The sequence below is a fragment of the Mogibacterium pumilum genome, assembly GCF_002243385.1.
GTDB classification, from domain to species: domain Bacteria; phylum Bacillota; class Clostridia; order Peptostreptococcales; family Anaerovoracaceae; genus Mogibacterium; species Mogibacterium pumilum.
Map to the genome: position 1 here is coordinate 1,305,583 of NZ_CP016199.1, position 21,265 is coordinate 1,326,847.

General features: G+C 38.8%; 17 protein-coding genes and 2 other RNA genes. 3 read left to right on the forward strand and 16 right to left on the reverse strand.

What is annotated here, in order from left to right:
* Positions 1 to 361: 361 nt before the first annotated feature.
* The 13 genes from AXF17_RS06235 to AXF17_RS06295 all read right to left on the reverse strand — a co-directional run bounded on the left by AXF17_RS06235 (position 362) and on the right by AXF17_RS06295 (position 14,502).
* Positions 362 to 580 (reverse strand): hypothetical protein, encoded by a 219-nt coding sequence (locus AXF17_RS06235; RefSeq protein ID WP_094234278.1) that lies wholly within the window; start codon positions 578 to 580, stop codon positions 362 to 364.
* A 35-nt stretch (positions 581 to 615) separates the two neighbouring features.
* A non-coding RNA gene (gene ssrS / locus AXF17_RS06240) (6S RNA) lies at positions 616 to 807 on the reverse strand.
* An 84-nt stretch (positions 808 to 891) separates the two neighbouring features.
* Positions 892 to 1,617 carry a YebC/PmpR family DNA-binding transcriptional regulator gene (locus AXF17_RS06245; RefSeq protein ID WP_094234279.1) on the reverse strand — a complete coding sequence of 242 codons (726 nt, stop codon included), beginning with the start codon at positions 1,615 to 1,617 and terminating at the stop codon, positions 892 to 894.
* Between the two features lie 59 nt (positions 1,618 to 1,676).
* Positions 1,677 to 5,990: a 2-hydroxyacyl-CoA dehydratase gene (locus AXF17_RS06250; protein ID WP_094234280.1), complete on the reverse strand. Its 4,314-nt coding sequence runs from the start codon at positions 5,988 to 5,990 to the stop codon at positions 1,677 to 1,679.
* Positions 5,991 to 6,047: 57 nt separating this feature from the next.
* An RNA gene (rnpB, locus tag AXF17_RS06255) (RNase P RNA component class A) lies at positions 6,048 to 6,394 on the reverse strand.
* Between the two features lie 48 nt (positions 6,395 to 6,442).
* Entirely contained in the window at positions 6,443 to 7,513 is a 1,071-nt protein-coding gene (locus AXF17_RS06260; protein ID WP_094234281.1) for a hypothetical protein, read from the reverse strand.
* Positions 7,506 to 8,243 (reverse strand): tRNA (adenine(22)-N(1))-methyltransferase, encoded by a 738-nt coding sequence (locus AXF17_RS06265; RefSeq protein ID WP_094234282.1) that lies wholly within the window; start codon positions 8,241 to 8,243, stop codon positions 7,506 to 7,508. The genes AXF17_RS06260 and AXF17_RS06265 overlap by 8 nt, the downstream gene beginning before the upstream one ends.
* A gap of 2 nt (positions 8,244 to 8,245) precedes the next feature.
* The gene (gene rpoD / locus AXF17_RS06270) at positions 8,246 to 9,400 is read right to left on the reverse strand and encodes an RNA polymerase sigma factor RpoD (RefSeq protein WP_094234283.1); all 1,155 of its coding nucleotides are present in this window, start codon (positions 9,398 to 9,400) and stop codon (positions 8,246 to 8,248) included.
* Between the two features lie 3 nt (positions 9,401 to 9,403).
* Positions 9,404 to 11,161 (reverse strand): DNA primase, encoded by a 1,758-nt coding sequence (gene dnaG, locus AXF17_RS06275; protein ID WP_094234284.1) that lies wholly within the window; start codon positions 11,159 to 11,161, stop codon positions 9,404 to 9,406.
* 24 nt (positions 11,162 to 11,185) lie between these two features.
* Positions 11,186 to 12,202, reverse strand: a complete 1,017-nt coding sequence (locus tag AXF17_RS06280; RefSeq protein WP_094234285.1) for a deoxyguanosinetriphosphate triphosphohydrolase — start codon at positions 12,200 to 12,202, stop codon at positions 11,186 to 11,188.
* Complete coding sequence (gene dut / locus AXF17_RS06285) at positions 12,203 to 12,637, reverse strand: dUTP diphosphatase (RefSeq protein ID WP_094234755.1); 435 nt, start codon at positions 12,635 to 12,637, stop codon at positions 12,203 to 12,205.
* 104 nt (positions 12,638 to 12,741) lie between these two features.
* On the reverse strand, positions 12,742 to 13,971 hold the full coding sequence (locus AXF17_RS06290) for a M16 family metallopeptidase (RefSeq protein ID WP_094234286.1): 1,230 nt from the start codon (positions 13,969 to 13,971) through the stop codon (positions 12,742 to 12,744).
* A gap of 9 nt (positions 13,972 to 13,980) precedes the next feature.
* Positions 13,981 to 14,502 carry a hypothetical protein gene (locus AXF17_RS06295; RefSeq protein ID WP_094234287.1) on the reverse strand — a complete coding sequence of 174 codons (522 nt, stop codon included), beginning with the start codon at positions 14,500 to 14,502 and terminating at the stop codon, positions 13,981 to 13,983.
* A gap of 68 nt (positions 14,503 to 14,570) precedes the next feature.
* Between AXF17_RS06295 and pepF the strand changes: the two genes are divergently transcribed.
* Genes pepF through AXF17_RS06310 form a run of 3 tightly spaced genes read left to right on the forward strand, consistent with a single transcriptional unit; the run spans position 14,571 to position 18,116 of the window.
* On the forward strand, positions 14,571 to 16,373 hold the full coding sequence (pepF, locus tag AXF17_RS06300; RefSeq protein WP_094234288.1) for an oligoendopeptidase F: 1,803 nt from the start codon (positions 14,571 to 14,573) through the stop codon (positions 16,371 to 16,373).
* A 23-nt stretch (positions 16,374 to 16,396) separates the two neighbouring features.
* Positions 16,397 to 17,203 carry an NAD(+)/NADH kinase gene (locus AXF17_RS06305; protein ID WP_094234289.1) on the forward strand — a complete coding sequence of 269 codons (807 nt, stop codon included), beginning with the start codon at positions 16,397 to 16,399 and terminating at the stop codon, positions 17,201 to 17,203.
* 19 nt (positions 17,204 to 17,222) lie between these two features.
* Complete coding sequence (locus tag AXF17_RS06310) at positions 17,223 to 18,116, forward strand: RluA family pseudouridine synthase (protein WP_094234290.1); 894 nt, start codon at positions 17,223 to 17,225, stop codon at positions 18,114 to 18,116.
* A gap of 53 nt (positions 18,117 to 18,169) precedes the next feature.
* On the opposite strand, the gene rpe is transcribed toward AXF17_RS06310, so the two are convergent.
* The 3 genes from rpe to pknB all read right to left on the reverse strand — a co-directional run.
* The gene (rpe, locus tag AXF17_RS06315; RefSeq protein ID WP_094234291.1) at positions 18,170 to 18,823 is read right to left on the reverse strand and encodes a ribulose-phosphate 3-epimerase; all 654 of its coding nucleotides are present in this window, start codon (positions 18,821 to 18,823) and stop codon (positions 18,170 to 18,172) included.
* Positions 18,811 to 19,677, reverse strand: a complete 867-nt coding sequence (rsgA, locus tag AXF17_RS06320) for a ribosome small subunit-dependent GTPase A (protein ID WP_094234292.1) — start codon at positions 19,675 to 19,677, stop codon at positions 18,811 to 18,813. Before rsgA ends, rpe begins: the two co-directional genes overlap by 13 nt.
* A gap of 1 nt (position 19,678) precedes the next feature.
* A partial coding sequence (pknB, locus tag AXF17_RS06325; RefSeq protein ID WP_157682631.1) for a Stk1 family PASTA domain-containing Ser/Thr kinase occupies positions 19,679 to 21,265 on the reverse strand: 1,587 nt, incomplete at its 5' end.

Consider the following 21,265-nt stretch of genomic DNA (forward strand, 5'->3'; position numbering starts at 1 on the left):
GTATGTGGGATCCAATCTTTAAGGCTTATTTGGCCAAGAAACGAGCTGAAGGCAAGCACTACTATGTCGCAATTTCACACGCATGTAAGAAACTTGTCCGCGTAATCTACAGCCTTCAGATGTCTAGAGAATCTTATCGAATCTCTTAAATAAGTCTCTTTCACTTTTCTGTACGAGCACCCTAACGGATGCTCTGTTTGTCATGCAGTTTTCAAGGTACTAATCTATCTGAACGAATTTCTTCGATTCAGGCTTGACTTTTAATAGTTAGTCTCACTATCGTTCGGCGAATCCACTGCTAAAGCAGAACCAACAAAAAATCATAACCACCGACTGAGCCGGTGGTTATGATTGTAATAGTCTAGATTTTAATAATCTCGTATTCAACTTCAGCTTCAGCTTCTTCCAAAGGATAATCACCTGGATTTGATAAATGGAACATTTGCATTCCAAGACGATAATCACCTATGGCCTCCCATGCGGCATCTTCAGCTTCACTTTCACTTTTAAAATAGTCATCCAGGTAAAAATCTTCACTTTCGTCATCAGGAAAGTGTAATAATACTTTATACTTAGCCATATAACACCTCTTGAAAATTTTATATAAATAAATATAAAAGATCCGAAATACCGTCATGCTATTAATTGACGCCCTATCGAATGATAAGGTGGGTACTTCCTGTCGCTATTCAGTAATTTCTAATTGTCTGCCATATCAGCATAGCATATCGCCTAGCAGCGAACTCGGAATCCCGTGCAAGTAGTGTAGGTTCAATTAATGATACACAACGCATATCCCAGAACTTATATAAATTATATTCTCATTAAATTATAATTCAATACTTGAAATAAAAAACGAATAGTGATTCTCTCACTATCCGTTAAATAAATTTATTCAATCTCAGGTAGGTCGCAATTGTAAGAAACCCTCTGCACATCATCATTATCGTCAAGCGTATCAATAAGCTTGTGAAGCGACTTTATTGCAGCTTCGTCATCAACCTTGGATTCCATAGATGGGATAAACTCAACCTCCGACTCAGCAATCTCGTAGCCTGCAGCTTTAAGAGCATCTAGTACGGTGTGGTAATCAGTTGCCTCAGTTCTAACTTCGAAGTTATCCTGATTAACGATCATATCATCAGCACCTGCTTCAAGAGCTTCCATCATCACAGTATCTTCATCTAGGTTATCATTTTTTTCAATAAAGATAACACCTTTTCTAGAAAACATATAGGATACACAACCAGGTGTACCAAGATTTCCACCGTTCTTATCAAATGTAGATCTTACAAACGCAGCAGTTCTATTTTTATTATCAGTTAGAGCTTCTACAATTACAGCAACACCCGATGGTCCGTAACCTTCAAATAGTAGTTCATCATACGATTCACCTGCTAGCTCTCCAGTACCTTTCTTGATAGCTCTATTGATATTATCATTAGGCATACCTATAGCCTTAGCCTTATCAATTGCAACTCTAAGTGATGAGTTAAATTCAGGGTCACCGCCGTCCTTCGCTGCAACAATAATCTGTCTTGTGTACTTTGTGAACATCGCTGCTCTTCTTGCATCCTGTGCAGATTTTCTACCTGCAATTGTGCCATGTCTACCCACAGGTGAACCTCCTTCTATTCATTTTCTATTAATTTGCCGTAATATGATAGCACATTAGCCTAGTTCTTTTCAAGATTCTTAAAGGCTGTGGACATCATCATCTTAATTCGGTTTAACTGATTTACGTGGCTTGCTCCAGGATCGTAATCTATCGCTACGATATTTGCATCTTCGTCATAGTTACGAAGAACCTTTATCATGCCCTTACCAGTAACGTGGTTTGGTAAACAAGCAAATGGCTGTAAGCAGAGAATGTTCTTTACACCTGCGTTTATTAAATCAACCATTTCTCCAGTTAGCAACCAACCTTCTCCACACTGATTACCTACAGATAGGATATTCTCAGCGTTAAGTGCAGTCTCTTCAATGTAATGGTCAGGATCAAACCTCTTGCTGGCTCTACAAGCCTTTCTTACATACTCTCTATAGTGCTCAATCGCCTTAAGCGCAGCACTGTTGAAAATCATCTCCTTGCGAGAACCAGATAAATTTTTGAAGTTAAATTGCTTATTAAACATTCCGTATTCAAAGAAGTCTATGAAGCTTGGAACGACAGCCTCTCCACCTTCGGCTTCGATAATTTCCACAAGGTTGTTATTTGCATTAGGATGATATTTTACAAGAATTTCTCCTACAACTCCAACCCTAGGCTTTTTAACATCTTCGTAAATTGGAAGATTATCATACTCCTCCACGATTCTCTTTACATTGCTTTTAAAAGTACTTGCTTTACAATCTAGTACGTTTTTAACAATTCTGTCATACCACTTATGCATAATCTTCTCAGCACTTCCCTTAATCTTTTCGTAAGGTCTAGTGCGATAGAGACACTTCATGATCAAATCTCCGTAATTTACGGCAAATACGAGGCTAAGCACCATCTTAGGAGTGATCTTGAATCCTGGATTCTTCTCTAGTCCAGCAGTGTTAAATGATATTACTGGAACCTGCTCCATTCCGAGATCCTTTAAAGCCTTTCGGAGTAGCGCAACGTAGTTACTTGCTCGGCATCCGCCACCAGTCTGTGACATGAATACACCTACTTTATTGAGGTCGTATTTTCCAGACTTCAGCGCAGCTATAATCTGACCAAGTGTTACTATTGTCGGATAGCAGGCGTCATTATTAATATATCTTAGCCCTTCTTCCTCTGAATTCTTTGTAGCCTCAGGCAGGAGTTCAGCTTTGTAACCAGCAGCTCTAAGTATCGGAGTGAAGTACTGGAAGTGAAGCGGTGACATCTGAGGAACAAGAAGTGTGTACTCTTCTCTCATTTCTTGTTTAAATACCACTCTCTCATAAGGCTCGTTTAGACCTTCAGAGTGTGTTCTAGCCTTGTCTCTCTCATCAAGAGCAGCTTTTAATGATCTAATTCTAATCTTTGCTGCACCTAAATTCGATCCTTCATCAATCTTAAGAACTGTATGTAGTTTGTTGTTCTGACCCAGTAGCTCATCTACTTCATCAGTAGTAACGGCATCTAGTCCGCAGCCAAATGAGTTGAGTTGAACTAGTTCAAGATCATCTCTCTGTCCAGCAAATACAGCGGCTTTATAAAGTCTCGAATGATATGTCCACTGATCAAGCACTCTAACATCACGAGCAATATCAATCTTATTAGAAATTGAATCTTCTGTGAGAACAACCATATCTTGCTGATTAATTACGTTGTTAATTCCATGATTTATTTCAGGATCTAAGTGATATGGTCTACCAGAAAGAATAATACCTTTCTTGTTGTTCTCCTCCATGAACTTAAGTGCATCATCGCCAAGCTTATTCATACTTTCCTTAAATTCTCTGTAGGCTTTTCGACCAGCTCTGATGGCTTCTCTAAGTTCAGTTCGAGAGAGATTTAATCCAAACAGGCTGTAAGTTCTCGTATCATTTTCAAAACGATTTATCGCATCAGTGTGATTTGCTCTATCAACGTCAATTTTTCTCTTTCCAGAGAAGAATTTATACAGCTCTTCAACCATTCTATCGTCATTATCATATGGCAGGAATGGATGATAAAACTCAACATTATTCTCATAGAATAAATACGCCATATTCTTATCTATAACTTCAGGATAAGTGGCCACTATTGGACAATTATAGTGGTTTGCAGCAGTCTTATCCTCAATAACCTCAAAGTTAACACATGGATAAAATATTCTTTTTACCCCCTTGTTTACGAGCCATTTTATATGACCGTGTGTAATCTTTGCAGGGTAACAAGCTGTATCTGATGATATGCTATCCATCCCCGATTCATATAGTTTCTTAGAACTCTGTGGACTTAACACTATGCTAAATCCTAGTGTTGTAAAGAAACTATGCCAGAAAGGATAATCCTCATACATATTAAGTACGCGAGGAATTCCTATCACACCGCGCGTTGTTTCTTCCTGTTTTAAATTTTTTCTACCAAATAATAGCTTCAGCTTTTCCTTATATAAATCGGGGTTATTATGCGGTTCAACTGTCTCACCTGCTCCCTTTTCACATCTATTCCCTGAAACATACTTATTCCCATCGGAGAATGTTGAAATTGTCAGAAGACAGTGGTTTCCACATTTCTGACATCGATCGTTACTACTCTCGACTGCAAAACCGTCAAGTTCATTTTTAGTCAAAACTGTTGATTTTTCACCTTCTACATATGCGTTTACACTGATGATAGCAGCACCATACGCTCCCATAAGTCCCGAAGCATCTGGTCTTACAACTTCTTTACCTAGAACCAGTTCAATACTTCTTAAAACGGCCTCATTCAAAAATGTACCACCCTGTACAACGACTTTATCTCCAGTCTCACTAGGGTTTCTAAGCTTCATAACCTTATATAACGCATTCTTGATAACAGAATACGATAGACCAGCTGAAATATCAGCAACAGAAGCACCTTCCTTTTGAGCCTGCTTAACCTTGGAGTTCATAAATACAGTACATCTAGTACCAAGGTCAACCGGCATACTCGAACCAAGTGCATCCTCTGCAAATTCTTCAACACTTGTGTTTACAGACTTAGCGAAAGTCTCGATAAAGGAACCGCAACCAGCTGAACATGCCTCATTAAGCATAATGCTGTTGATAGCACCATCCTTGATTTTCATGCATTTCATGTCCTGACCACCAATGTCAAGGATAAATGTAACACCTGGTAGGAATTCTTCGGCAGCCTTGTAGTGAGCCATTGTCTCAATCTCGCCGTCATCAAGTCTATAGGCAGCTTTGATTAGTCCTTCTCCATACCCAGTAACAACGGATCTACCGATAAAAGCTTTTTCAGGAAGTCTATCGTAAATCTCTGTCATGATATTACGAACAACATTTAGAGGGTCTCCCTCGTTGCTCTGATAGTACTCGAAAACTAGCTCCTTATCCTTATTGATAAGTGCCGCCTTAGTTGTAGTTGACCCAGCATCTATACCAAGAAATAGTGGACCAGATTGTTCTGATATATCAGCTCTTTTTACTTTAGCTTTTGCATGTCGAGCCCTAAACTCATCAAGCTCTTCTTTATTCTTAAATAATGGGTCGAGATAAACAGTTCCACCTGCGGAAGCTGGATCTGCATTTTTTACTAACTCTATGAGATTATTGAGTTCTACCTGTTTAGTCTCTTTCTCTGCGAGAATTGCTGCTCCAATAGCGACGAAGTATTTTGCATTTTCAGGAAAAATAACTTCATCATCGCTAAGTCCAAGAGTCTCCACAAACCTTTTTCTGAGCTCAGATAGATACTGAAGAGGGCCGCCTAGAAACGCAACGTGACCTCTAATCGGATGACCACATGCCAATCCGCTAATCATCTGATTTACAACTGCCTGAAAAATTGAAGCTGCGATATCCGAAGTTTTTGCACCATCGTTAATTAGTGGCTGAATATCAGTTTTTGCAAATACTCCGCATCTCGATGCAATCGGATAAATCATCGTATGCTCTTTTGCAGCCTCATTGAGACCTTGAGCATCTGTGTGTAGAAGAACAGCCATCTGGTCGATAAATGCTCCGGTTCCGCCAGCACAAGCTCCATTCATCCTTTGCTCAATAGTCGACTCAAAAAATGTGATCTTAGCGTCTTCTCCGCCAAGCTCAATCGCTACATCTGTCATCGGAATTATCGTTTCGATGGCCTTGCTGCAGGCAATTACTTCCTGCTCAAATTTTATTCCTAGTATTTGAGCTAATGCCATTCCACCAGAGCCGGTGATAACTGCATTAACTTCAATATCACCGAGCTCTTTAGTCATATCAGAAAGCAGCTCAGCAACTTTGTCGAAAACATTCGACATATGGCGTTCATATCTAGAATACACAATACTATTTGAATCATCTAAGACAATAAGTTTTACCGTCGTAGATCCAACGTCAATACCTAATCTCATATGGTCACCTAAACCTCGATAGAGATATCGAGATCCTTTCACTCATATCCCTAAATTAAAATGGGCAAACTATAAGCCGGGTTCTGTATTTGATGATCATCCATCTAGAGCAGCTATCGCTAGCTGCTTCAAGCGACTTACCTACCGGCTGCGACGGGCCGCCGCATTTCATGCCTTTCTTAGTCTTGCTCCGGATGGGGTTTACACGGCCACCATGTCTCCATGATGCCGGTGAGCTCTTGCCTCACCATTTCAACCTTACCACGGCATTACCCGTTTCGGCGGAATGTTTCTGTTGCACTTTCCCTATAGTTACCTACGCCAGACGTTATCTGGCATCCTTGCCCTATGGAGCCCGGACTTTCCTCGTAATCGTTAAATCACGCGATCATCCAGTTTACCCATTTCAAATTATAATACCACAAATACATTGTGCAAAATACATATTGAACCTATTTTAATCCATAAATAATATCTCTAAATTTCTTTAAAATTTCTTTTATAAAATTTAAAAGTATTAGCAACAGTATTAGACATCCAATATATCCTTGTGCTGGATATAGGATTGACACTACTCTTTTAAAGTCTGTAAGTCCAGCGGCAAAAGCGATTAACGCTCCAGCCATAAGTACATATTTCTTTGTTTTTTCATATGAAATTGTGATACTGAAACCATAATATGTGCTGGTTGCTGTTTGATATATTGCGCCCATTAATACTACTGCATATAATAATCCAAAATTTTTATCAACTGCACTAGACCATCCTACCATCGGAAGACTCAATGAGCTCGAAAACTTTGGGTCTATGAGAAGAACTTTGAGCAGCAGTAATGTAATTAGTGTTAATAAAAATACCCCTAATGTTCCTCCACCAAGCGCATGTTTCGAACCCTTTGCTGCAACAGCACTTGAACCAGCAATAGTCATCATTCCCATGCAATTATATGAGAGAAATAAAAGCGAAGATTTCTGCCAAGATATACCCATATTTAAATTAATAGCAGAATCACTCACCGCATCTCTCGATTGAGTTATTAATACAAGTAACATTGCTGTAACACATATACAGAATAAGACAGGAACAAATCTCCTAAATATTTTAGATATACGATAAAAGCTTCCTAAAACAGTTATCAATGTTAGTAACGTTATTATTGCTCCACCAACCCATTGTGGCGCACCGAATGTTTGATTTAATAACGATCCACCAGCAGAAGCCATCGCTATTAGCATACTATAATAAATTACTGCAAGTATCTTATCAATTAGACTATGAACGAATTTGGATTTGATTGGAGAGATGATTTCTCCCAGTACAATAGTCTCCTTTGAGATAGCCAAAAAGCTTATAATCCATGAGATTATAAGAAATCCAATCCCAGTTATTATAATTCCTGTATAACCAGCTTTTCCGAACACGCCAAAAAACTGCCAGCATTCTCTACCGGATGCAAAGCCAGCTCCCATTATTACTCCAATATACATTGATGCAACACCAACAAAATTCAGCCTTTTATCCATCAATTTCACCAAATAAATCTTTTAGATAATTTAGCTCCGCTTCAAGCATCTTAATTCTATAACTCTGATTGTTGGAAGCTCTGCGTAAATTCTCGATTTCCTTGATATGATTATCAATTGCATGACCAAGTCTTTTACGAACCACTGATACATCATTGTTTATAATGCCTTCTGGATATCGCCATCTTATATCAGTATCTTCATAAGGTAATTCTCTTACATAACTTGAACTATTTTCACTATTAATATTTGATGTTTTAACAGCTACAATAACTTCACATGAAAATTTGCCCTCTTTTACGAGCTTGTTATCGGTAATATCAAACCCATATCTATATAAGAAACTTCTTAATGGACCACTATTGTTACGAGGCTGTAAAATTAGCTTTTTAAAGCTCTGCAATTTATCGATATCATTCGAAAGAATATCTACAATAGTTACCCCGCCAAGTCCAGCAATGATAAGGGCATCGACTTCCCCTTTATCGATTACATCAAGACCATCCCCGATCCTGAATGATGATTCGGGCATTGTAATTTCCGCAGCAGTAAAACTTTCCCTAGCCTTAGAAAGAGAATCAGCGCTTATATCACACATTATCACATCTGGTGAAATGTTTCTTTTATATAGAATTAATGGGACATAGGCATGATCAGTGCCTATGTCCGCAATAGTTTCCCCAGGTGTGACAGCATCGCATATTACTTTAATTCTGTCACTTATTTTCATTTTTACTCCAGATAATCTCTTAGCTTCTTGCTTCTACTTGGATGACGAAGTTTTCTAAGCGCCTTCGCTTCAATCTGTCTGATACGCTCTCTTGTAACGTTAAACTCCTTGCCGACTTCTTCAAGTGTGCGAGGTCTTCCATCTTCAAGACCGAATCTAAGCATTAGAACCTTCTTTTCTCTCTCTGATAATGTATCTAGAACCTCCATCAGCTGCTCTTTTAGCATGGAGTATGCAGCTGCTTCAACTGGTGCAGGTACATCATCATCAGGTATAAAATCTCCCAGATGGCTATCTTCTTCTTCACCTATAGGGGTCTCTAGTGAAACTGGATCCTGAGAAATCTTTTTTATCTCTCTCACCTTCTCGACTGTAATTCCCATCTCTTTTGCGATTTCTTCTGAAGTCGGTTCACGCCCAAGCTCTTGAAGTAGCTGTCTAGAAATTCTAATAAGCTTGTTAATAGTCTCAACCATGTGAACAGGAATTCTAATCGTTCTAGCCTGATCTGCAATAGAACGAGTAATAGCCTGTCTAATCCACCAAGTAGCATAAGTCGAAAACTTATATCCTTTAGTGTAGTCAAACTTATCTACAGCCTTTATCAGGCCTAGATTTCCTTCCTGGATTAAGTCTAGAAAGCTGAGTCCTCTATTTAGGTATCTCTTTGCGATACTTACAACAAGCCTCAAGTTTGATTCACACAGCTTTTTCTTAGCTTCTTCATCTCCCTGTTCCATACGAATGGCTAGCTCACGCTCCTCTGCACCAGTAAGGAGAGGTACCTTGCCGATCTCCTTTAGGTACATTCTTACTGCATCATCAGTTGGCAGTGACTTCGGAACAGTGGCATCAACGTCAATTTCACCATTTGTCTTGAGAACTACTCCGTCATCAACATCCACATCATCGTCTTCTACATCGTCGAGTTCACTTCTGTTTGGTTCTCTGGTATCAACTATGCTGATTCCATTCTTTTCAACTAAGTCGTAGACTACATCTATCTGATCTTTGTTTAATTTGATTCTAGAAAGATGTTCTCCAATCTCAGCTAGCGTAATCTCGTTACCGGTGTTCTCGGAGATTCTCAGAATCTCTTCCACAGCCTGTTCAACACGCTCGTTAGCAGTTGTTTCGGTTGCTTCTTTCTTTGGCATACTTTACCTAACCTTTCTTCTCTTCTCTTCAATACATTGTAACTGCATAGCAAGACGTGAAATTTCTTCTTCATTACCCATCTTCTCAGCGACTGCAATCGCATTTTGTAGCTCTATTATTTTTTCTCCGTAATGCATCTGCACATACTTAACATAACATTCTCTGTAGTACGAACTCTCGTCCGAACCAATTCTTATATTTAATAAAATGTTTCTAAGAACCTTCTCATCTTCTGGATCAAGCTCCTTATATATATCTTCAATATCTATTTCAGGCAGTTTATTCTGTAAAATTAGCTTGTTTGCAATATCGTAGAACTCACGTGCAAGAGACGTTCTAAACTCAATATCATCCTCTTTAAATGTATCAAGATAACGTGTATCTCTTGTCAAAATATAAAGCAAAGATATTTCTACTCTCTCATCATTGCCATATATACTCTTGTTAGAGCCTCGACCTTCACTAGAATTCTTAAGATATAAATAGCTTTGTCTATTGTCATCTGCAGCTATCTCAGTAAGTATAGCATGCTCTGAAATATCAAATTCCGCAGCAAGCTTCTTGACATACAAATTTTGTTCAACAGCTCCAAGTTTCCTTAAAATAGGAACACACCCTCTTATGTATTCGATTATCTCAAGGTTGTCTTCGAGATTATATCTATTCTTCATTATTTCCAGTGAGAATTCTGTTGCGGGAACTGCGCCTTTTATAAGCTTTAAAAACTCTTCCTTGCCATGATTTTTGACAAACTCATCTGGATCTTTGCCACCTGTTACCTGCAGAATTCTAACGTTTGCATGAGAAGCACGCATGACATCAATTCCGCGAAGTGCTGCCTTTATACCTGCAGCGTCAGAATCGTATGATAACACAACATTCTTAGTGTATCTAGTGATAAGCTGGCACTGGTTTTCTGTCAAAGCGGTTCCAAGAGAAGCTACGACGTTGCATATCCCACTCTGATATAAGGATATTACATCCATATAGCCTTCAACTATCAGCACCTGATTCTCATCGTTTATATTTTTCTTAGTAAAGTTAAGAGCATATAGGTTATTTTTCTTAAGAAATACGTCACTTTCAGAGGAATTGAGATATTTGGGCATCTCATCACCAAGAGCTCTGCCACCAAATCCGATTACCTTTCCTTGTGGATTAAAAATTGGGAACATGAGTCTTCCGCGAAATTTATCGTAGACACCTTTTCCCCCTTGAGTTATAAGTCCAAGCTTGAGCATATCCTCATCTGAAATGCCCTTACTCTGAAGGTGTTTATGCAGACTGTTCCAAGAATCCAGAGAGTATCCGAGACCAAAGTGTTTTATAGTCTCATCACTTATACCTCTTTTTTGGATGTATGTATACCCTGGATTAGCATGCTTTGTAAGGTTGTAAAAAAAGAACCTCGCAGCTATAGCATTAATCTCATAGTAGTGTGACATATCCACTTTCTTTCGAGATCCATGCTGTGGAATCTCTATATTGTACTCTTCGGCAAGCTTCTCACAAGCTTCCATGAATTCCATGTTGTTAAAGCGCTGTACAAAGTGAATAACATCGCCTTTCTCACCGCATCCAAAACAGTTAAATATCTGCTTTTGCTCATTTACCATAAAGGACGGTGTTTTCTCATTGTGAAAAGGGCAAAGTCCCTTGAAATTGCTCCCACTTCGTTTAAGAGGAACTTCACGGTTAATGACATCCACTATATTAACTTTTGACTTTATTTCATCAATAAAGTTGTTGTCAAATGCCATGTTTCCCTCCTTCTGAAAATTTTATTAAAATTCCGTCCATCCACGAGGAACGAATATGTCCGAGTAAAGCGAAATTGCATATCTATCAGTCATACCTGAAATATAGTCTTTTACCGCAGTTGCACTACTATCTTCAAGTGCCACTTCTCTGTATAGCTCAGGCATCTTTTCAGGATGCTTTATAAAATATTTATAGAGTGCAGTTATGACTACTTCTACCTTGTTCATATCTTCTTCACGCTTAACAAGCTCACTACAATATACGTGTTCAAACATATACTTGCGAAGATGAAGTAAAGCACTATTATATTCAAAACTTAAACTAACTTTATCCTTGCCGTCACTATATGTAACAAGGTCAGCAATCAAATTATTGATTCTCTCACTATGAGAATGGCCGAGTACATTCAAATCATCGGACGGAAGTTCATCGATTGTTATTACATTACTTCTTATCGCATCATCAATATCATGATTGATGTAAGCAATACGGTCGCTTATCTTAACAATCTGCCCTTCTAGAGTTATCGGAATACCGGCTCCTCTATGATTCAGGATTCCATCCCTAACTTCCTGAGTAAGATTGAGACCAATCCTCTTTGACGTGCATTCAATACGTTCTACGATTCGTAGACTCTGCTCATTGTGCCTAAAACCACCGTTATGAATTCTGTTAAGAACTTCTTCTCCGTTATGTCCAAAAGGCGTGTGGCCTAGGTCGTGACCGAGAGCAATTGCCTCAGTTAAATCTTCGTTGTAATTTAGAGACTTTGCAATAGTACGGGCAACTTGAGCGACTTCAAGAGTATGAGTAAGTCTAGTTCTATAATGGTCCCCTTCAGGAGCTAGAAATACCTGTGTCTTGTGCATAAGTCTGCGAAAAGCTTTTGAATGGATTATTCTATCCCTATCACGCTGATAATCCGTACGAAATCCACACTTTTCCTCATATTTGTCGCGACCCAAAGAATCTCTAGCCTTTGAAGCCCTCTCATCAAGGAGATCATATTCACGTTGTTCAAGATCCTCTCTTAATATCATCTAGCCCTTAACTCCAGTATGTCCAAAACCACCTTCGCCACGATTGGTATCGTCTAATTCAGAAACGATTGTAGGTTCAACTCTCTCATAAGCTGCAATTACAAGTTGGGCAATGCGATCGCCACTATTAATGGTAAAGTCTTCATTCCCAAAATTAATGACCGGAATCTTAAGCTCACCACGATAATCCGAGTCGATTGTTCCGATGCTATTAACTAGTCCAATTCCGTGTTTAATTGCAAGTCCAGACCTAGCTCTTACCTGACCCTCATATCCTTCCGGAATCTGAACAAAAAGTCCCGTAGGAATAAGTCTTCTCTCCATCCGTGCCAAAGTGATAGGCTCATTAGTGAAAGCACGTAGATCCAATCCTGAGGCTCCGTCAGTAGCGTATGTTGGTAAAATACCACTTTTTGAAATGATTTTTAACTTCATCTTTGTGTATCCTTTCAGCTTGTTCAAGGCATCGTCTTGAAAGTCAGTGCGTTGGTGCAGCTTCTTTAATGCCACGAGAAGCTTTTTAACTTGTTAGTGAACCTTTAAATATTACCTGTAACATTTATGATATTGAATTTGTCATAGTTACAAATTTCTTTTTTTACATCGTTTATATCATCTAAGGTGATATCATCTAGTATATTTAGAACTTCAGAAGGAGTTACGCACCTTCCGTAAGTTAAAAGATTTCTGCCATTATATATCATCAGGTTCTGTACACTCTCTTGTCCAAATATAAAGCTGGATTTTAGCTGCTCCTTTGAGCTTTGGAATTCTTCAATAGTGATGTCGTCTCCCTTAAGTCTATCTAGCTCTTCTTTGATCGCTCCTAACGCCTCGTCCACCTTACCCTTAGCAACTCCGGCACATATAACAAAAAGTCCAGTATGGCTATAAAAGCCAGTCATAGAGTATACTGAATAAGCAAGCCCCTTCTTAACACGAACATTTTGCATCAATCTTGATGACATACCTCCTCCAAAAAGGTTACAAAGTAACATCATAGGGTATCTTCTTGAATCTTCTGCTGGAAAAAGTCTAATTCCCATCGCAATGTGCGCTTGCTCAATATCCCTAGTTACTTCAATATATCTACCTTCAGAAGCCAGAGAGACATTTTTGTCAGTAAAAAATTCCCTATGTTCTTTGAGATTATAGAACTTGTCTTCAAAGTACTCAATTATCTCATTTCTATCAAACGAACCAGCAATCGAAACAATAATTTCATCTCTCGTATAGTGATCAAAGTAGTATTCATCTAACTTATCATGTGTAAATGATGAAACCGTTTCCTTTGTTCCAAGAACAGGATGAGACATGCCCATGCCACGGTACACGTTATCTTCAAGAATATCGAATGCAACATCATCCGGATCATCGGCATTCATGTTAATCTCTTCAATAACTACACCCTTTTCCTTCTCAAGTTCATCAGCTGGGAAAGTAGGATTACATATCATATCTGTAAGAACTTCAGCAGTCGCACGAAAATGCTCGTCAAGACACTTTACGTAAAAGCATGTACACTCTTTACTAGTAAATGCATTCATCTGTCCGCCGAGTTTATCTATTTCATTAACTATTTGAAAGTGATCCCTATTCTTAGTTCCTTTAAAGAGCATATGTTCAATAAAATGCGAAATACCATGCTCATCATCATTTTCATTTACTGAACCGTTATTACACCATATACCTATGGAAACGGATCTAACGGAATCCATAGAATTAAGAATGAGTCTTACGCCTGAATCAAGCGTTATAACCTCTAGCATATATCCCCCTTAGTTGTATTCTGATTCTATAATATCTGACAGCCTCACAGAATACGAGTCTCCTTCATACTCATAAGCGTAATTAAAATTATAATTACAGATTTCTCCAGTATATCTAGATGCACTAAGATTATACCTGGCATCTCTCACGTTTATTTCTTCACCAGTATCATTATCTACCACATGCGGTGTAGTAACGTACCAGCGCCTAAAATCATATATAGCGTTAGCCAGAGATAAATAATCTTCATCATTCATATATTCATTAAAATTTCCCATAATGCTGCGCTTTGCAGTATCGATAGTCACATAAAGCTCTGTCAATTCATCAGGGATTGACTTATTCCACTCTTCAAAATATGAATCAAACATTTCTGCTAACGAGTCCATATCTAGTTCTTTTATTAGTTCTAGGATAAGCTGGACATTTATTACTTCATCAGCTTCAAGAAGTGCAGCCAGATTTTCATAATACTGAAACTCCTCTGGCGCAACAATATCAAGGATTTGATAGAGTTCATCTCTGTTCATTAATTCACCTTTAAATCGATTTATGCTATAATAATACATCATCAATTATAGCATAAGGAGCTAGTTAAATGAATAAATACGAATTAAAAAACCGTTCCGAGGTAGCGGATAAGGATAAATGGAATCTAGAAGCGATGTATCCAGATGAAAGAAGGTGGGAAGAAGATTCGTCCACTGCTCTTAAGGAGAGTGAAGAGTTTACTTCACTTAAAGGCCAGCTAACAGAGTCAGCCGAAAATCTACTTAACGCACTACGCTTATACGCTGACATGATGCGCAAAGCAGAGAATGCTTTTGTGTATTCGAGAATGCGTCATGATGAAGATAATGCGAATACAAAATATATAGAGATGAACAACAAGTCACTTTCTATACTCGCTCAAATTTCAGCTAATGTCTCATTCTTTACACCAGAGCTACTAGAAGCTGATGAAGCTGTAATAAAGGGATTTATCCATGAATTACCAGCTTTAAAGGAATTTTCTTTCATGCTCGATTCAATCATGTTAAGCAAGCCTCACGTTCTCTCTTCTGATGAGGAGCGCATCATTGCTCAGCTTAATGAGTCTGCCAGCGCTCCAGATGAAATTTTCACTATGTTTAACGATGCGGATCTTTCTTTCGGCAAAGTTTTAAATGAAGCTGGGATAGATGTTGAGCTCACTCATGGCAATTATATCCAGTTCATGGAGTCGGAAAACCGCGAGGTAAGAAAGAATGCTTTTGAAGCAATGTACGGAAGATACAAGGAGTTTAATAACTCAATTTCTGTGATGTATAACTACAATGTAAAGCATGACACTATAATGTCTAAACTACGTAGATACAAATCAACACTAGATAGCGAGTTGTCTGGTGAGCGCATTCCGCTTTCTGTGTACGACAATCTTATTGAAGCTGTACATAAGAACCTACCATCAATGCATAAGTATATGGAGATTAGAAAGCGCGCTCTAGGACTTGATGAGCTTAAGATGTATGATATTTACCGCCCTATCGTGAAGCCAGAAGGATTAGAATACAGCTATGAAGAGGCTGTCGATATAGCCTGCAAAGCACTGGAACCTCTGGGTGATGAATATGTTCAAACTTTACGAAAAGGACTAACTGAAGATAGATGGGTAGATATATACGAAAATAAAGGTAAAACCTCTGGAGCATATAGCTTCGGTTCTTACGATAGCAATCCTTATATTTTGATGAACTTCAGCGGTGAGCTACGTGATATATTTACACTCGTCCATGAAGCCGGTCATTCAATGCATTCATACTATACCAGACGCACACAGCCATTTGTATATGGAGGACACTCTATATTTACGGCAGAAGTTGCTAGCACTGTTAATGAGACTCTATTGATTAATTACCTTCTCAAGTATGCTGAATCAAGCGATATGAAAAAGTATCTAATCAACTTCTATATCGATGAGTTTAAATCTACGCTGTTCAGACAGACAATGTTTGCTGAATTTGAAAAAATTACACATGAAACTGTTGAAAATGGTGGATCACTCACAGCACAGCTTCTGAATGAGGAGTATGATAAGCTAAATACACTTTATTATGGTCCAGCAATTACACATGATGATTTTATTCAGTATGAATGGTCTAGAATTCCTCACTTCTACCGTGCTTACTACGTATATCAGTATGCTACGGGATACTCCGCTGCAAATGCAATCGCTAACAGAATTTTAAAAGGTGGAGAAACTGAGAGAGATGATTATTTGAAATTCCTATCTACTGGAGAATCAAACTATCCAATCGAACTACTTAAAATTGCTGGAGTAGATATGAGTACCGAAGAACCGGTTCTCTCAGCCCTATCCACTTTTGCAAGCTTAGTCGATGAACTAGATAAGATGATATAACGTATTATATATGAGGAAATACTATGAAACCAACAAAAGTATTCATCTATAGCAACGATACTGGGCTATCAAAGGCCACAGCAAGTGAATTAGTTAGTGTTTTGAACGCGAGAGGCTTTGAGGTTGCTGGTACATACGATGAAACAGTTGATTTAATAGCATGCATTGGAGGCGACGGAACATTTCTGAACTGTGTCCACGAATGCAGGCTGCCACAGACACCAATAATTGGAATAAACACAGGGCATCTAGGATTTTTTCAGGAGCTAATTCCTTCTGAGCTAGAAATGTTCGTTAATATTTATAATGACGAGAATTACACTGTTGAAAAGATACACCCAATACGTGCCCTTATCACAGACCGCGATGGTATTCATGAGATAACGGGAATCAACGAAATACTAGTAATGGGCATGTATACAAAACTGGCTCATCTTTCGATAATCATGGATGATACTCCAATTCAGGAGTTTATCGGCGATGGAATCCTCGTATCTACACCTGTCGGTTCTACTGCTTACAACTACTCACTTGGAGGATCTCTAGTTGCTCCTGAACTAGATGCTCTACAGCTAACTCCGATGGCACCAATGAACACTAGCGCTTATAGATGTTTTAGGTCGAGTATTCTTTACCCTGCGTCAAAAAAAGTTAGATTGGTAACGCGTAAGAGTACCGTTGGAGACAAGCTTTTATTGGCACACGATGGGCTAACAAGAGAGTTTAGCAATGTATCTAAAATTGACGTAATGCAGGCAGACGACGAGATTCACCTCCTCAGACTGCCTGGTTACGATTACTGGAACAAGCTTACTAACAAGCTTTTATAGACTAAATTTGAGGAAATAAATGGGAAAATATAATCACACAGTTACTGAATCTGATATCGGTTTTAGCATCAATCAGATCATTAAGGCAAATTATAAATTCTCTTCGCGGTTCAAAACCAAGATGAAATTTCAGAAGCTTGTAGATCTTAATGGTGAACCTACTCCTGGCTTTATCAAGCCTAAGATTGGAGATGTAATCTCCATAAGATTGCCAGAAGAAACTAGCGATTTTCCTTCAGAAGATATACCAATTAACGTAATATACGAAGATGAGGACCTGATATTTATTAACAAGCAACCAGGAGTGATTGTTCATCCAACCAAAGGACACCCACTTCATACTATTGCAAATGGTCTTATGAAGTACATGCAGGATAACAACCAAAGCTACAAGATTCGCTTTGCTAATAGAATAGATATGGACACTTCTGGAATAGTTATCGTTGCAAAGAATGCAAATTCACAGCACGATATATCGCATCAAATGCGAGCAAATGCAGTTCATAAGCAGTACATAGCAATCGTTAATGGCGTGATTGAAGATGATGAATTTACAATAGATGAACCTATCGGAAGGCCTAATGAAGAATCAATCCAGAGGACAGTGCTATCCGAAGGCGGCAAAGATGCTATAACAGATGTTAAAGTACTCGAGAGATTTAAAAACAATACCCTCGTCGAAGTTACATTGCATACTGGCAGAACACATCAGATAAGAGTTCATCTCACTCATATAGGTCATCCTATCACTGGTGATCATCTATATGGGGGCAATGCTCCAAAACTTATAGATAGACAGGCCTTACATGCTGCAAAGATGATTTTAAAGCATCCTATGACTGGTGAGCAACTTGAGATTGAAGCACCACTACCAGATGATATGAAAAAATGCCTAGCCATTCTACGTAAGTAGAAAGCTAGGCATTAGCTTTTTTAAATTTTTGAGGGATGGAGTTTTCCTAAGCTTTATGCATCAATCTGCTTAATTTTCATTATTGCTTCAGCTCTGTCTTCATGCTTGAAAACTGCAGAACCAGCTACAAGAATATCTGCTCCATTTGAAGCAAGGAGTCCAGCATTCTTATCAGAAACACCACCATCAACCTCAATTTCGAAGCTATACCCTTTTGTCTGTCTCAGCTTGTTCAGTTCTGCAACTTTTTCAGCAGTTTCAGGTATAAACTGCTGTCCACCAAAGCCCGGATTTACAGACATTACGAGGACCATATCAACAAATGGAAGAACAGCTTCAAGACAAGATACAGGTGTACCTGGATTAATCGATACCCCTGCTTTAACTCCTTGTTCCTTAATATGTGATATTGTCCTGCAGATATGAGGACATGCCTCATAATGAACAGTGATGTATTCCGTATTCTCTGTTACAAATTCTTCGAGATACTGATCTGGATTTTCAATCATCAGGTGAACATCGTATGGAGCAGTCGCATAGATATTAAGACTCTTCATAACCGCACTTCCGAAACTGATATTGGGAACAAATGCCCCATCCATAACATCAACGTGAATATAGTCACATCCACCGTCACAAATATCAGCGACTTCAGAACCTAGCTTTGCAAAATCTGCTGCTAAAATCGAAGGTGCTATCTTTGCCATTTTCTCACCTCTTCTAGAATCGCAAGGTACGATTCATATCTACTTTTACTAATCTGTCCTTCAGCCAAGGCATCTTTTACTGCACAATCAGGCTCATCAACATGAATACAGTCGAGATACTTGCAATATCCCTTATATCCTGCTATTTCAGGAAAGTAATCCCTCACATGATACTTACCCAGTTTAGGCATATCTAGCGAAGTGAAACCAGGCGTGTCGTAAAAATAAGTGTCCTTGTCTATGCTAAAAATCTCTACATGTCTTGTTGTGTGTCGACCTCTAGAAGTCTTGCTACTAATATCTCCTGTTTTAATATCGTTTCTGCCTGTAAGAGAATTCATGATTGTTGATTTACCAACACCAGAAGGACCAGCAAAAGCAACATTAGACCCTTTTATCAGATCAAATAATTCATCGATACCATCACCAGTTTTACCATTGACAGTAACTACCGGAAAAGCTTTCTCATAAGTAGAAACTAGCCCTAGTAAATCGCTTTCTGCTACAAGATCAGGCTTCGTAATACATATAATAACCTCAATATTATTATATAGCGTAGCAGCTGTAAACTTGTCGATAATAAGTCTATTAGGATCTGGCGATGCCGCTGCAAATACAACTACTAGTTTATCTAGGTTAGAAACAGGTGGGCGCGAAAGAAAATTCTTTCTTTCGCGCACATTAGTTATTATACAGTCGCCATCTTCTTGTCTTAAGTCAAACTCAACAATATCACCAACGTAAATGATAGATTTACCTCTTTTAAGGTTTTTACGAGCATTGCCCATGTAAACATGCTCTCCATCATCTACATAGTAGAAACCGCCAATTCCTTTAACGACTCTTCCTAGCATATTACAACCTTGTTCCACTGTTATTCGAGTTATCAGATGAGCTTCCTGAAGAAGGTGCTCCCTTACTTACCTCAATATCAATGGTTTCACCCTTTTCGAGTGATGTATTAGCAGCATACTGCTGCCACATTACATATCCATTACCGTATACATTACTTTCATCGTAAGAAATATTTCCTACTTTGAAGCCTGCATTAGTAATCGCCGTCTTCGCTTCTTCAAGCGACTTTCCGGTTACAGCAGGTACTGTTCCCTTCTCCTTGCCTTTTCCATCACTAATTGTGATATTAATTTTAGTACCCTTATCAGCATTAGTTCCAGCTTCTGGGTCTTGAGTTAGTATAGTTCCTTCTGGCTTATTTGAAGTTTCAGATTTAACTATTCCAAGCTTGTATCCAGCCTTCTTTAGTTTCTTCTCAACCTTCTTGTAATCCTGTCCTACGATGTTTGGAACTGTTCCTTCTTTAGATCCCTTACTGAGGTTTAGTTTGATGGTTGAACCTTTCTTAGCCTCTTCTCCACCAGCAGGATCCTGCTCTACAACGTGACCTTCAGTGATCTCAGAAGAATAAACACTCTTACCCTTTTGGACCTTAAAGCCGTTCTTCTCGGCAGTCTTCTTCGCCTCCTTGTATGTCATATCTGACATATCTGGAACTTTAGCCTTGCTTGAGAATGCACCTGTTGCAAATGCAACTCCAAGTCCGAGAATAAGAATTATCGCAGCTGCGATTCCAATCTTGATAAGCTTCTTTTTGCGATTATCAGGACCAGCCTTCTTCTTTTTTTTCTTGCCTTTAGACTTATCGGATACTAGTTCTTCGCTATCATCTTCATCTACATCAGAGCGCTTACGTGCCACTTCGTTAGAGGCTTCAGCAAAGATAGAATTTCCAACAACTTTAGTAACAAACTCGATGTTATCAAGCTCTTCAATAAGCTCATCGGCACTGTTAAATCTATTTGTTTGGAACTTGTTAGTAGCCTTTAGAACGGCTCTTTCAAGCGCAGGCGGAATTCCGTCCACATATTCATGTGGCGGAACAATTTCTTCGTTTATATGCTTGAGGGCTATAGATACAGGGTTATCTCCATCGAATGGAACTTTTCCTGTGAGCATCTCGTACATTACAATACCGAGTGAATATATATCAGACCTTTCATCTACGTAGTTTCCTCTAGCTTGCTCTGGCGAGAAGTAATGTACAGATCCGATTACCTTGCTGTTAGTCGAAAGTGTTGCGTCGTTAACGGCCTTAGCGATACCAAAGTCAGCAAGCTTTGCAACACCATCAGAAGTAACCATGATGTTATGAGGCTTGACGTCTCTATGTATAATCTTGTTTTTATGTGCAATTCTGAGCGCAGATGCAACCTGCTTAGTTAAATCGATTACCGTGCGGTAGTCTAGAGGCGCATCTTCTGCAATTATATTGCTTAAATTACGGCCCTCAACAAGCTCCATTACTATGTAGTTAATATTTCCTTCCTTACCTACATCGTAAACACTTACGATATTAGGGTGAGAAAGCCCAGCGGCTGCCTGTGACTCTCTTTTGAAATTCTCAACAAATGAAGCATCCTTTGT

Excerpts from the sequence above, each read along its gene's own strand:
- rsgA (WP_094234292.1), bottom strand. The coding sequence starts at position 19,677 with ATGCTAGGAAGAGTCGTTAAAGGAATTGGCGGTTTCTACTATGTAGAT.
- AXF17_RS06250 (WP_094234280.1), bottom strand. The coding sequence starts at position 5,990 with ATGAGATTAGGTATTGACGTTGGATCTACGACGGTAAAACTTATTGTC.
- dut (WP_094234755.1), bottom strand. The coding sequence starts at position 12,637 with ATGAAGTTAAAAATCATTTCAAAAAGTGGTATTTTACCAACATACGCT.
- rpe (WP_094234291.1), bottom strand. The coding sequence starts at position 18,823 with ATGGCAAAGATAGCACCTTCGATTTTAGCAGCAGATTTTGCAAAGCTA.
- rpoD (WP_094234283.1), bottom strand. The coding sequence starts at position 9,400 with ATGCCAAAGAAAGAAGCAACCGAAACAACTGCTAACGAGCGTGTTGAA.
- AXF17_RS06290 (WP_094234286.1), bottom strand. The coding sequence starts at position 13,971 with ATGCTAGAGGTTATAACGCTTGATTCAGGCGTAAGACTCATTCTTAAT.
- AXF17_RS06295 (WP_094234287.1), bottom strand. The coding sequence starts at position 14,502 with ATGAACAGAGATGAACTCTATCAAATCCTTGATATTGTTGCGCCAGAG.
- AXF17_RS06305 (WP_094234289.1), top strand. The coding sequence starts at position 16,397 with ATGAAACCAACAAAAGTATTCATCTATAGCAACGATACTGGGCTATCA.
- AXF17_RS06310 (WP_094234290.1), top strand. The coding sequence starts at position 17,223 with ATGGGAAAATATAATCACACAGTTACTGAATCTGATATCGGTTTTAGC.
- pepF (WP_094234288.1), top strand. The coding sequence starts at position 14,571 with ATGAATAAATACGAATTAAAAAACCGTTCCGAGGTAGCGGATAAGGAT.
- AXF17_RS06260 (WP_094234281.1), bottom strand. The coding sequence starts at position 7,513 with ATGGATAAAAGGCTGAATTTTGTTGGTGTTGCATCAATGTATATTGGA.
- AXF17_RS06280 (WP_094234285.1), bottom strand. The coding sequence starts at position 12,202 with ATGATATTAAGAGAGGATCTTGAACAACGTGAATATGATCTCCTTGAT.
- AXF17_RS06235 (WP_094234278.1), bottom strand. The coding sequence starts at position 580 with ATGGCTAAGTATAAAGTATTATTACACTTTCCTGATGACGAAAGTGAA.
- AXF17_RS06265 (WP_094234282.1), bottom strand. The coding sequence starts at position 8,243 with ATGAAAATAAGTGACAGAATTAAAGTAATATGCGATGCTGTCACACCT.
- dnaG (WP_094234284.1), bottom strand. The coding sequence starts at position 11,161 with ATGGCATTTGACAACAACTTTATTGATGAAATAAAGTCAAAAGTTAAT.